Source organism: Methylobacterium sp. P5_C11, assembly GCF_054049775.1.
Genome location: NZ_JBFULS010000015.1, coordinates 30,268 through 42,435, shown reverse-complemented (window position 1 = coordinate 42,435; position 12,168 = coordinate 30,268). Strand labels below are relative to the sequence as shown.

Genomic DNA, 12,168 nt, shown 5'->3' with positions numbered 1-12,168 from the left:
AGGCGATGCACCCCCCTGCAGGGTCGTGTCCGACGGGAGCCCTGCGTTGAGTCAATCCCTTGCCCCCGCGACGGATTCCGCTGTGGACGCCGCAGAGCCGGACCGCAGCCGGCTGCGGCCGGCGCTGATCCTGGGCGCGCTGGGGGTCGTCTACGGCGATATCGGCACGAGCCCGCTCTATGCGTTCAAGGAAGCCGTGAAGGCGGCGACCGCCGGCGGCGCCTCGGTGCCGGCGGCGGCCACAGGCGCGGTTTTGCTGATCCTGTGGTCGCTGATCCTGATCGTGTCGCTGAAATACGCGGTGCTGATCCTGCGCGCCGACAACCGCGGCGAGGGCGGCATCGTCGCCATGCTGGCGCTGCTCGGCGCCCGGCAGGCCCGGCCGGGGACGTGGAAGGCGCTTCTGCTGGTGGTCGGGCTCATCGGGGCGGCCCTGCTCTACGGCGACGGCGCGATCACGCCGGCGATCTCGGTGCTCTCGGCGATCGAGGGCCTGAAGATCGACGCGCCGGCGCTCGGGCCGTACGTGGTCCCGATTACCCTCGTCATCCTGGTCGGGCTGTTCCTGGTCCAGCACAAGGGCGTGGCCGCCATCGGCCGCGTCTTCGGACCCGTCATGCTCGTCTGGTTCGCGGTGCTGGCCGGGCTCGGCGTGATCGGCATCGTCGCCAATCCCGAGGTGCTCGCGGCCGCCAATCCGTTCCGGGCGCTCGATTTCATGCTGCACGCCGGCTGGCACGTAAGTTTCGCGATGCTCGGCGCGGCCTTCCTCGCGGTGACCGGCGGCGAGGCGATGTACGCCGATCTCGGCCATTTCGGCGCGACGCCGATCCGTCTGGCTTGGTTCGGGCTCGTCCTACCGGCGCTGGTGCTCAACTATTTCGGCCAGGGCGCGCTGCTCATCGCCGAACCCGACGCCCTCGAGAACCCGTTCTTCCGCCTCTGCCCCGACTGGGGCCACCTGCCACTCGTGCTGCTCGCCACGCTGGCGACCATCATCGCCTCGCAGGCGATCATCTCCGGCGTGTTCTCGCTGACCCAGCAATCGGTCCAGCTCGGGTTCCTGCCGGCGATGCGCATCGTGCAGACGGCCCGCGAGGAGCGCGGGCAGATCTACGTCCCGATGGTGAACTGGCTCCTGGCGGTCGCGACGCTCGCGGCGGTCATCATGTTCGGTTCCTCCGATGCGCTGGCCGGCGCCTACGGCATCGCGGTCTCTATGCTGATGGCGATCACGACGCTCCTGGCCGCACTCATCGCCCTGCGCTGGGGCTACAAGCCCATCTTGGTCTTCGCGGTGAACGGTGTCTTCCTCGCCATCGACGCCGTGTTCTTCGCCGCCAACAGCGTGAAGCTGATGGAGGGCGGTTGGTTTCCCCTGCTGCTCGCCGGCGTGGTCGCGCTGATGATGTTGACCTGGAAGAAGGGCAACGAACTCGTCGAGGCGGCGCGGGTCGCCCTGCAGCTTCCGGAGGACGTCTTCCTGGCCGGCCTCCAACACCGCGATCTGCTGTGGCTGCCCGGCACCGCGGCCTTCCTGTCGGCTGCCGAGCACGGCATTCCGCTCCACCTCTCGCGCTTCGTCGAGCGCAACCACGCCCTCATGGAACGGATCCTGATCATCACCGCGCTCTACGAGGAGACGCCGACGGTCCCCAGGGCGCAGCGCGCGCACGTGACGATCCTGGCACCGGACTTCTACCGGGTGATCCTGCGCTACGGCTTCATGGAGGATGCCTCGATCCCGGAGGGGCTCGCCTGCGCGGTGGAATCCCGCCACCTGCCGCCGCACGTGCTCGACGACATGACGATCTTCGTGGGGCACGAGACGATCATCCCGCGGAAAGACAAGCGCGGCATGGCGCCGTGGCGGGAGAACCTGTTCGCCTTCATGCAGCGCAACGCCGAGCGAACCGGCGCCTTCTTCGGCGTGCCGACCCGTCAGGTGGTCGAGGTCGGGACCGAGATCGAGATCTAGGCGATCCGCCCAGACCTTTTCGCCACCCGGCAAGTCACCGGCGGGAGGCGGCAGAGGAAAGGTCCCGCCGTCTCCGGACATCGCGCGACAATCCGGCCCTCGATGTCAACCGAAGAACGCCTGGCGACTGGTGAGGCACAAGCGGGCGCTGAGCCGGTCGGGCGGAACCCTGTGTCAGCTCTTCGGCATGAGGCACGGAAACTTGAGGTCCGGGCGCCGCGTCGGAGGGAACCTGAGGCATCCGTCGCCGTTCCGACCCGACGCAGGCGAAGAGCCCATGCGGTGCGCCGAACCGGAGGACAGGATGAACAGGGATCATATCGAGGGCGGCGTCCGCCATCTGCGGGGTCGCGTCAAGACCGCCGCCGGTGCAGTCCGGGGCCGCGCGGCCGACCAGCTCGACGGCGCCTACGATCAGGCCGCCGGCGCCGCCCAGTACGCCTACGGCGAGGCCCGCGAGGCGGTGCGCGACCTGCGTGACGGCGGCGAGCACCTCGTGGAGGAGGGCCGCACCCGGTTCCGTCAGGTGAGCGAACGCGGTCACGCCCTGGCGGACGAGGCCATCGAGCGCGGCCAGCACTATCGCGACCGCGCCGCGCGTCACGGCCGCAGTCTCGCCGCCCGTGCGGACGAGAACCGCACCGCGACCCTGGCCCTCGTGGCGGCCGTGGCCTTCGGCATCGGCTGGCTGGCGCGGCCGACCCGCTGAGCGTCGGCACCGAGCCATATCCGCAGAGGCGGGGCAGCCATTCGTGCAGCCGCCCCGCCGACGGAAAGGCATAAAGACATCTTTATGTCTTGATTGCTTCGTAGCATTTGAGGTGGTAGGGGCTTGCCCCGACCCCGCAACGCGAACACGGAGCCATCGACACATGGCCAAGGATTATATCGTCAGGGACATCGGGCTGGCCGATTACGGCCGCAAGGAGATCTCGATCGCCGAGACGGAGATGCCGGGCCTGATGGCGGTCCGCGAGGAGTACGGCGCGGCGCAGCCCCTGAAGGGCGCCAAGATCGCCGGCTCGCTGCACATGACGATCCAGACTGCGGTGCTGATCGAGACCCTGAAGGCGCTCGGCGCCGACATCCGCTGGGTCTCCTGCAACATCTACTCGACCCAGGATCACGCCGCCGCCGCCATCGCGGCCGCCGGCATCCCGGTCTTCGCCGTGAAGGGCGAGACCCTGGAGGAGTACTGGGACTACACCTCGCGCCTGTTCGACTGGCATGACGGCGGCATGCCGAACATGATCCTCGACGACGGCGGCGACGCCACCATGTTCGTCCACCTGGGCCTTCGCGCCGAGAACGGCGACACCGCCTTCCTCGACAAGCCGGAGAGCGAGGAGGAGGAGGTCTTCTTCGCGCTCCTAAAGAAGAAGCTCGCCGAGAAGCCGAAGGGCTGGTTCGCCGGCCTCGCCGACAGCATCAAGGGCGTCTCCGAGGAGACCACCACGGGCGTCCACCGCCTCTACGTGCTGGCCAAGGAGGGCAAGCTGCTCTTCCCGGCGATCAACGTGAACGACTCGGTCACCAAGTCGAAGTTCGACAACCTCTACGGCTGCAAGGAGTCGCTGGTCGACGGCATCCGCCGCGGCACCGACGTGATGATGGCCGGCAAGGTCGCCATGGTGGCGGGCTTCGGCGACGTGGGCAAGGGTTCGGCCGCGTCCCTGCGCAATGCCGGCTGCCGCGTGCTGGTGTCGGAGATCGACCCGATCTGCGCGCTCCAGGCCGCCATGGAAGGCTACGAGGTCGTGACCATGGAGGATGCGGCCCCCCGCGCCGACATCTTCGTCACGGCCACGGGCAACAAGGACATCATCACCATCGACCACATGCGGGCGATGAAGGACCGGGCGATCGTCTGCAACATCGGCCACTTCGACAACGAGATTCAGGTCGCCGGTCTGAAGAACCTCAAGTGGTCGAACATCAAGCCGCAGGTGGACGAGATCACCTTCGCGGATGGCCACCGCATCATCCTCCTGTCGGAGGGGCGTCTCGTGAACCTCGGCAACGCGACCGGACACCCGTCCTTCGTGATGTCGGCCTCATTCACCAACCAGACGTTGGCCCAGATCGAACTCTGGTCCAATCCGGGCAAGTACCAGAAGCAGGTCTACACCCTGCCCAAGACCCTCGACGAGAAGGTCGCGGCGCTGCACCTGGAGAAGATCGGCGTGAAGCTCTCGAAGCTCCGCCCCGATCAGGCCGCCTATATCGGCGTCTCCGAGACCGGCCCCTTCAAGTCCGAGCACTACCGCTACTGAGCCCGAACCCGCGCGACGCGATCCGGCCTTAATCGGGGTTTCGGGGTCGCGCCGCCGGGTCGGGGCCGGACGGCTCGATCGGCATCGACGAAGAGGCCCGGCGCGCTGCGCCGGGCCTCTTCGTTTGTCAAGCTCAGCCTGCGGGGTCGGACTGTGTCTTCTGTGTGTCGTTAACGATTGATTGTGCCGACTCGGCCCAAAGCCACGCTTCGTTCCCCTTCCGGGTCGATTCCGGCGCACTGTAGAGTGTGGGCGAATCTTAGATCGATGGGGCTGCGGCGGTTCGGGAGAATCACTGCGGGAACGGTGCGTCCTGTGCCGCGCGGTGACGCGCGCCGGTCGGACCGCCATCGGGGGCGGGGGCAGGATAAGCCATGGGTGTCGGTAGTGCGACACGCGTTCGGGTCGGTGTGGGCGTGCTGGCCCTGATGACGGCGAGCGCGGCCCTGGCCGAGCTGCCGGAATCCGCGACCGCGCATTCCGCCCGGGAGATCCACAGTGTGGCCGCCCTGGCGATCTTCGGCGGCCTCGTCGCCTTCGCGGTGATCCTGTCCCTCCTCCACCTCTACGAACGCGGGCGATGGACGCGCCGCGAGCGCGAACTCGCCGCGACCCTGGATGTCCTGCGCGGCGCCCACGACCGGGCCGAGATGCTGCTCAACGCCGAGCGCCAGATCATCGTGACCTGGGATCGGCGCAGCGAACCGGTGGTGGAGGGCGACATCAGCCTGGCCATCCACGGCGAGCGGCCGACCTCAGGCCATGCCCGCCGCGTGCTGGCCTTCGGCACATGGCTGGTCGCCGCGGACGCGACGGCGGTGGAAACCGCCGTGGAGACCTTGCGGGCGCGGGGCACGAGCTTCGCACTGAGCCTGAAGACCCAGACCGGCCGCAACATCGAGGCCCACGGCCAGGCCGTGGCGGGACGGGCGCTGCTGCGCCTGCGCGAGACCAGCCAGGAACGCTGCGAGATCGCCGACCTGCGCGCCACCCTGGACGAGACCCGCCGGGGCCTGTCGGCCCTGTCGGGCCTCCTCGATGCGATCCCGCAGCCGGTCTGGCGGCGCAACCGCGAGGGCGGCCTGAGCTGGGTCAACGCCGCCTACGTGTCGGCGGTGGAAGCGGCGAGCCGGGAGGCGGCCCTCGACGCAAGCCTGGAGCTGTTCGACCGTCCGGCCCGGGAGACGATCGCCCGCGAGGAGGCGGCCCGCTTCGCCGGCCTGACCCGCAGCGTCCCGCGCCTCTCGGCCATCGTGGCGGGCAACCGGCGCATGCTCGACGTGTTCGAGACGGCGCTCGATACCGGACGGGTCGGCATCGCCATCGACGTTTCCGAACTGGAGAGCGTCCGCGCCGACCTGCAGCGTCAGATGAACGCCAACGTCCGCACCCTCGACCAGTTGCCGACCGCGGTGGCGATGTTCGACGTGTCGCAGCGGCTGATCTTCCACAATGCCGCCTACCGGCAGCTCTGGGATCTCGATCAGGCCTTCCTGGACAGCCGCCCTGCGGACGGCGAGATCCTGGACCACCTGCGGGCGGAGCGGAAGCTCGAGGAGCACGCGGATTTCCGCGGCTGGAAGCAGGGCGTCCTGTCCGCCTACCGGGCAGCGGAGGCGAACCAGACCTGGTGGTACCTGCCCGATGGCCGGACACTGCGCGTGGTCGCGGATCCGAACCCGCAAGGCGGCCTGACCTACCTGTTCGACGATGTCTCCGACAGCCTGAACGCCGAATCCCGCTACAACGCCCTGCGCCGCCTGCAGGCCGAGACCCTGGACACGCTGGCCGAGCCCGTGGCGGTGTTCGGCGCGGACGGGCGCCTGACGCTCGCCAACCGTGCCTTCTGCACCGTGTGGCGGCTCGACCCGGCCATGGTCGAGGACCGGCCGCACGTCGACGCGGTCATCGCCGCCTGCCGCACCTTGGCCCCCGCCGAGGAGCCGTGGCTCGACATCCGGGACGCGGTGGTCGGCATGGAGTCGCGCACCGCCCGCGCCTGCCGCCTGGAGGTAGTGGACGGCACGGTCCTCGACTGCGCCGCCCAGCCGCTCCCCGAGGGCGCGACGCTCCTCACCCTGATCGACGTCACCGCGAGCGTGAACGTCGAGCGGGCGCTCACCGAGAAGAACGATGCCCTGGAGAAGGCCGCGCAGCTGCGCGACACCTTCGTCCACCACGTCTCCTACGAGCTGCGCTCCCCGCTGACCAACATCATCGGCTTCACGCAGCTCCTCGGCGACGAGACCGTGGGCGCACTCAACGAGCGGCAGCGCGAATACGCCGACCACATCATGCGCTCCTCGGCGGCGCTGCTCGTGATCATCAACGACATCCTCGACCTCGCCTCGATCGATGCCGGCTCGCTGGAGCTGCAGCGGGAGGAGGTCGATGTCCAGGCGACGATCGAGGCCGCCGTGCGGGGTATCGAGGACCGGCTGGCGGAATCCCACATCACGCTGGCCCTCGACGTGCCCGAGGATATCGGCAGCGTCCATGCCGACGGGAAGCGGGTCCGCCAGATCCTGTTCAACCTGCTCTCGAACGCGGTCGGCTTCTCGGATGCCGGCCAGCGCGTGGAGGTGCATGCCCGGCGGGACGCGCAGGAGCTTCTCCTCAGCGTGCGCGACTACGGTCGCGGCATGCCCGCAGAGATCGCCGATTCGGTCTTCAATCGCTTCGAGAGCCATACCCTCGGCACCCGGCACCGCGGGGTCGGCCTCGGGCTGTCGATCGTGCGCTCCTTCGTCGAACTGCACGGCGGCCGGGTTCTGCTGGAGACCGCGCCGGGCAACGGCACCCGCGTCACCTGCACCTTCCCGACCGACCTCCCGGGCCAGCCGCGGCACGAGCCGCTTCCGGAGCCCCCGACACCCGTCCTGCCGCCGGCGCCCGCGCGGAAACCCGCTCTCACCCTTCAGGTGAGCCAAAGAGAGCCCGCGACGTCCGACAGGCGCTCATCGCCCTGAGACTTGATTCTTCGATCGGTCCCGCGCAGCAGGGGGCATGTCCGCGCATGATCGTTCCGGCTGGGCCGTCTTCGGCATCGGCGACTTCCGCCTGTTCGGCTCGGCCCGCTTTCTTACCGGTCTGGCCTATCAGATGCAGGCGGTGGCGATCGGCTGGTTCGTCTACGATCTGACCCACTCCGCCCTGGCGCTGGGCCTCGTGGGCCTCGCCGGGTTCCTGCCGGCGGTGCTCTGCGCGCTGATCACCGGCCACGTGGCGGATGCCTACGACCGGCGCCTCGTCGGCGCCGCGGCCTTCGCCCTCCAGAGCCTGGCGAGCTTCGGCCTCCTCGCCTGCGCGCTGTCGGGGGTGGACTCGGTTTGGCCGATCTACGCGCTCGTCATCGTGGTGGGCACGGCCCGGGCCTTCGCCAACCCGGCGCTCCAGGCGCTGCTACCGACCCTGGTGCCTGGCCAGCAATTCAGCGCGGCCATCGCGTGGAACGCCTCCCTCTGGCAGAGCGCCTCCGTGATGGGACCGGCGCTCGGCGGCTTCCTCTACGCCCTGGGGCCGGCCGTGGTGTTCGGCGGGGCAGGGGGCAGCTTCGCCGTGGCGAGCCTTCTGACCCTGCTGATCCGCTTCCGCCCGGCGCCGATGAGCGAGCGGCCGCCGATTACCTRGGCGGCGCTCTCGGCGGGCATCGACTATATCCGCTCGCAGCCCGTGGTGCTCGGGGCGATCAGCCTCGATCTGTTCACGGTCCTGCTCGGCGGTGCGACGGCCTTGCTTCCGATCTATGCGGGAGAGGTCCTTCATGTCGGGCCCCTCGGCCTCGGGGCGCTCCGGAGCATGCCGGCGTTCGGTGCGGTCACCATGGCGGTGCTGCTGGCAAACCGGCCGCTGCGGCGCCATGCCGGACTGCGCATGCTGAGGGCCGCCGCGGTGTTCGGCGCCGCCACGGTCGCCTTCGGGCTCTCGACGTCGCTTCCGCTGTCGATGGCCTGCCTGTTCGTCACCGGCGCCGCCGACATGATCTCGGTCTACGTGCGCCAGACCTTCGTGCAGGGCGAGACGCCGGACGCCATGCGCGGGCGGGTCTCGGCGGTGAACACGGTGTTCATCGGCGCCTCGAACGAACTCGGCGAGTTCGAGTCGGGTCTGCTGGCCGCAGCGATCGGAGCGGTTCCGGCGGTGGTGGTCGGCGGCGGCGCGACGATCGGCGTGGCGCTGCTCTGGGGTCGGCTGTTCCCGGCCCTCAAGGCGCGCGACCGGCTGATGGTGAACGGATAGCGCGCCGTCACGCAATTCCGGACGTGACGAGTCTCAGATGACCGCGCGTCAAACGGCGTCCCGCGAGCCCGGCCGTAACGCCCGGCGTTCCCCTAGCCCAGAGTCGAGGCATTTTCTTCTCGGTCGCCGGGTGTCATGTGCCGCGCACCGGCGCGCGACACGGACGCGGCTCATAAGCCGTCCCCGATCGGGTTGGGAGGGGAGGCGATCGCCGAAACCACGCCGAACGAGGCGCGGGTCCCCTCTCCCGTGCGGGAGAGGGACAGGGTGAGGGCTGTGCGGCTTCCGGATCAGGCTCGCTCTGACCGCGCGTTGGCGGCGTGCTCAATCCTGTACCCTCTCGTCCCTCACCCCAACCCTCTCCCGCACGGGAGAGGGGGCAAGGCGCGGCTGTCTCGACCGGAATCGCCGTCCTTCCAAACCGTTGCGACACGATCGGGAACGGCTTTGGAGCCCGACGGTGAGCCGGGCTCCGCGACGCTGTCAGCGCCCGGCCAGCAGCGGCGACCAGGTCGGGTCCGACGCGTAGGCGGGGGTCGGGACCGGTTGCTCCACCTTTCCGGTGATGTCGACCATGAACAGCTTGCCGCCGCCCTGGCCGCCGGGATCGCGGAAGAACAGCACGTACTGGCCATTCGGCGCGAAGGTCGGCCCCTCGTTGTGGAAGCCCTCGGTGAGGACGCGCTCGCCGGACCCGTCGGGCTTCGACACGCAGATCGCGAAGCCGCCGTTGCGCTGGCGGGTATAGGCGATCAGGTCGCCGCGAGGAGAGAAGGCCGGCTGCGAGGCCGAGCCCGCTCCGAAGGTGATCCGGTGCGGGTTCGAGCCATCCGCCCCCATCACGTAGACCTGTTGCGAGCCGCCGCGGTCGGACTCGAAGGCGATCTGCGATCCGTCCGGCGAGTAGGTCGGCGAGGTGTCGATCGCCATGCCGTTGGTGATCGAGCGCTGGGCCTTCGAGGCGAGGTCCATCGTCACGATATCGGCGTTGCCGCCCTGCTGGACGCTCATCACGATCTTGCGGCCGTCCGGCGAGAAGCGCGGGCTCGCGCTCATCGAATCGACGTTGCCGAGCGCCTGGCGGGAGCCGGTCTCCAGGTTGATCATCTGCACGCGCGGCTGGTGGCCGGTGGCCTGCGCCATGAAGGCGATGTCCTGCGTGGCCGGCGAGTAGCGCGGTGCCACGACCGACATCTCCCCGGTGGTGATCGCTCGGACGTTGGCGCCGTCCTGATCCATAACCATGAGGCGCTTGCGCCGGTTCTCCTTCGGGCCGGTCTCGTCCACGAAGGCGATCCGGCTGTCGAACCACGGCCCGAGGCCGGTGATCTTGGTGTAGACGGCGTCGGAGATCAGGTGGCCGGTGCGTCGGGCGTTGGCGGCGTCGGTGCCGTATTGCTGGCCGGCCATCTGCTGGCCCGAGGTGACGTCCCAGAGCCGGAACTCGACCTTGAGACGTCCGCCCTCCCGGACGACGCGGCCGGTGACGAGACCCTGGACGCCGGTGGCGCGCCACTTCTCGAAGTTCGGCGCCGCGTCGAAGGCCGGCTGCTCGGGGAAGCGGGCGTGGTCGAGGGGTGTGAAGTAGCCCGAGCGGCGCAGGTTGTTGGTGACCACGCCGGAGACGAGGCCGCCAAGGCTCGGGTCGCCACCGAAATCCGCGATGGCGATGGGCAGGGGCTGGAAGTTGCCGCCGCCGATGCGCAGCTGCAGCTGCGCCTGGGCCGGCCCGGCGAGGAAGCCCGTCAGCATCACGAGAAGCGCGATCAGGCGCGCGGCATAGGACGCCGGCTGGCGCCCGACGGAGGAGAGGTGCAGCATGATGGGTCGGATCCGAGTGTCGATCAGACAGGGACGCGGGGACGGCGGGACAGGGGCTGGAAGACCTCAGGTCGCCGTGAACTCGAACTCCGCGTTGATGGCCTTCCAGTCATTGTAGTACGGCGCGTAGGTGGCCGGAATGTTGTACGGCGCGCAGCGGCGGACCGCCCGGAGCGCGGCTTGTGCGATCGACTGGTCCACCGCGCTCGCCCCGCCGCGCATGATCCGCGGCTCGGTGCTCAGAGAGCCGTTCGGATTCAGGCGGATGTCGAGCACCGGCAGGACCACGCCCTGCGCCGCCCCGGGGGGTGCGGAATAGCAGCGCTCGATCTGCTGCTGGAGCAGGCCGACCAGGGCGTCGCGCAGCGACGGCGACAGGCGCTGCGCGGTGCCGGTCGCTGCGCCCAGCGCCGCCACCTTCTGCACCGTGTGGCCGGTGGCGCCGGTCGATTGCGACGGCGCTTTCGAGGCCAGCATGGAGCGGATGTCGCCCGCGTTGAACTTCTCGGCGAGTTCGGCCTGCTTGCGCGCCTTGGCCTCGGCGTCGGCCTTGGCCTTCGCATCCGCCATCGCCTTGGACTTCGCCTTGGCGGCGGCCTCCGCCTTGGCCTTCGCGGCGGCCTCGGCCTTCTCGCGCTCCGCCTCGGCCTTCGCCTCGGCAATTTCTTTCTGGCGCTCGGCCTCCGCCTCGGCCTTCGCCTTGGCGTCCGCGGCCTTCTTGGCGGCTTCCTTGGCGGCTTCTTTGGCCGCCTCCGCCTTGGCGGCGGCCTCGGCCTTGGCCTTCGCGGCGGCAGCCTTCTGAGCGGCAGCCTCGGCCTCGGCCTCCTGCTTCTCGATCAGCTTCTCCAGCTGTTCGCGCTTCTCGGCTTCCGCCTTGGCGGCGGCCGCCTCGGACTTGGCCTTCGCCTCCGCCTTTGCGGCCTTGTCGGCTGCCGCCTTCTCGGCGGCGGCCTTTTCCGCGGCCTTGGCGGCCGCCTTCTCGGCGTCGCGCTTCTCCTGCGCCGCCTTGGCGGCCTGAGCGGCCTCCTGCGGATCCGGCTCGCCGCGGAGCGGCATCTCCTCCGCGGCGGCGAGCTTCATGTCGGCCGTGCGGGTGGGTGCGGTGGGTGCGTCGGTCTTGGCGTTCTCGGGCTCGCGATCCTCGAACTTCTCCGCCTGTCGATCGGCCCGCGAGGTCGCGTTCGGCATCGGCTTGTCGGCCTGCCGCTCGCCCTTGGTGATCTCGGAGAACTGGTTCTCGGTAATCACCTCGACGGGTACGCCCTCCTGAGCCTCCGGCAGGGCCGGGGCCGCGACGCTGACCAGCGCCAGCGCGAGGAGCGCCACATGGGTGCCGGCGGAGATCCAGACACCCGGTTCCCTGCGGTCGAAGCGGAACTCCACGGCGCGGCCCTACTGATGCTCGGGTTCGGTGACGAGGGCGACCTTCTTGAAGCCGCCGCCCGTCACGATCGCCATCACCTGCGCCACGCGGCCGTAATCGACCCGCTTGTCGCCGCGCACGAAGACGCGCTCCTCGGTTCCGGTCTTGGCGGTTTCCATGAGCTTCGGCACGATCGTGTCGTCGGTCAATTCGTCCTCGCCGAGGAAGATCTGGCCGGTCTGGCGGATCGACAGGGTGATCGGCTTCACGTCGGAATTGAGCGGCGAGGCCTTCGACTGCGGCAGGTCGAGGGGCACGCCGACGGTCATCATCGGCGCCGCGACCATGAAGATGATCAGCAGCACCAGCACGACGTCGATGAACGGCGTCATGTTGATCTCATTGATGGGGCCGCCGCGGCGGCTCCGGCGCCGGCGGCGCTTGCCGCCCTGCGATGCGCCTGCTGCCATACCCATGGGTCGGTCTCCTCTGGA

General features: G+C 69.5%; 8 protein-coding genes. 5 read left to right on the top strand and 3 right to left on the bottom strand.

The features are described 5' to 3' along the window. Positions 1–46 precede the first annotated feature (46 nt). From ACXJKQ_RS10630 to ACXJKQ_RS10610, 5 genes are all read left to right on the top strand, one after another. On the top strand, positions 47–1,978 hold the full coding sequence (locus tag ACXJKQ_RS10630; RefSeq protein ID WP_457105720.1) for a potassium transporter Kup: 1,932 nt from the start codon (positions 47–49) through the stop codon (positions 1,976–1,978). Positions 1,979–2,282: 304 nt separating this feature from the next. Continuing rightward, positions 2,283–2,687, top strand: coding sequence for a CsbD family protein (locus tag ACXJKQ_RS10625; protein WP_457105719.1), 405 nt, complete (start codon positions 2,283–2,285; stop codon positions 2,685–2,687). 163 nt (positions 2,688–2,850) lie between these two features. Beyond that, complete coding sequence (gene ahcY / locus ACXJKQ_RS10620; protein ID WP_457105718.1) at positions 2,851–4,251, top strand: adenosylhomocysteinase; 1,401 nt, start codon at positions 2,851–2,853, stop codon at positions 4,249–4,251. Positions 4,252–4,625: 374 nt separating this feature from the next. Beyond that, entirely contained in the window at positions 4,626–7,220 is a 2,595-nt protein-coding gene (locus ACXJKQ_RS10615; RefSeq protein ID WP_457105717.1) for a PAS-domain containing protein, read from the top strand. A gap of 37 nt (positions 7,221–7,257) precedes the next feature. Next, positions 7,258–8,490, top strand: coding sequence for an MFS transporter (locus ACXJKQ_RS10610; RefSeq protein ID WP_457105716.1), 1,233 nt, complete (start codon positions 7,258–7,260; stop codon positions 8,488–8,490). 483 nt (positions 8,491–8,973) lie between these two features. On the opposite strand, the gene tolB is transcribed toward ACXJKQ_RS10610, so the two are convergent. The 3 genes from tolB to ACXJKQ_RS10595 all read right to left on the bottom strand — a co-directional run bounded on the left by tolB (position 8,974) and on the right by ACXJKQ_RS10595 (position 12,150). Continuing rightward, positions 8,974–10,311, bottom strand: coding sequence for a Tol-Pal system beta propeller repeat protein TolB (gene tolB, locus ACXJKQ_RS10605; RefSeq protein WP_457105715.1), 1,338 nt, complete (start codon positions 10,309–10,311; stop codon positions 8,974–8,976). 66 nt (positions 10,312–10,377) lie between these two features. Next, entirely contained in the window at positions 10,378–11,694 is a 1,317-nt protein-coding gene (tolA, locus tag ACXJKQ_RS10600; RefSeq protein WP_457105714.1) for a cell envelope integrity protein TolA, read from the bottom strand. A 9-nt stretch (positions 11,695–11,703) separates the two neighbouring features. Then, positions 11,704–12,150, bottom strand: coding sequence for an ExbD/TolR family protein (locus ACXJKQ_RS10595; protein WP_244045393.1), 447 nt, complete (start codon positions 12,148–12,150; stop codon positions 11,704–11,706). Positions 12,151–12,168 lie beyond the last annotated feature (18 nt).

What these genes read in the sequence shown, in the direction of transcription:
- ahcY (WP_457105718.1), top strand. Translation starts at nt 2,851, where the DNA reads ATGGCCAAGGATTATATCGTCAGGGACATCGGGCTGGCCGATTACGGC.
- ACXJKQ_RS10625 (WP_457105719.1), top strand. Translation starts at nt 2,283, where the DNA reads ATGAACAGGGATCATATCGAGGGCGGCGTCCGCCATCTGCGGGGTCGC.
- ACXJKQ_RS10615 (WP_457105717.1), top strand. Translation starts at nt 4,626, where the DNA reads ATGGGTGTCGGTAGTGCGACACGCGTTCGGGTCGGTGTGGGCGTGCTG.
- ACXJKQ_RS10595 (WP_244045393.1), bottom strand. Translation starts at nt 12,150, where the DNA reads ATGGGTATGGCAGCAGGCGCATCGCAGGGCGGCAAGCGCCGCCGGCGC.
- tolB (WP_457105715.1), bottom strand. Translation starts at nt 10,311, where the DNA reads ATGCTGCACCTCTCCTCCGTCGGGCGCCAGCCGGCGTCCTATGCCGCG.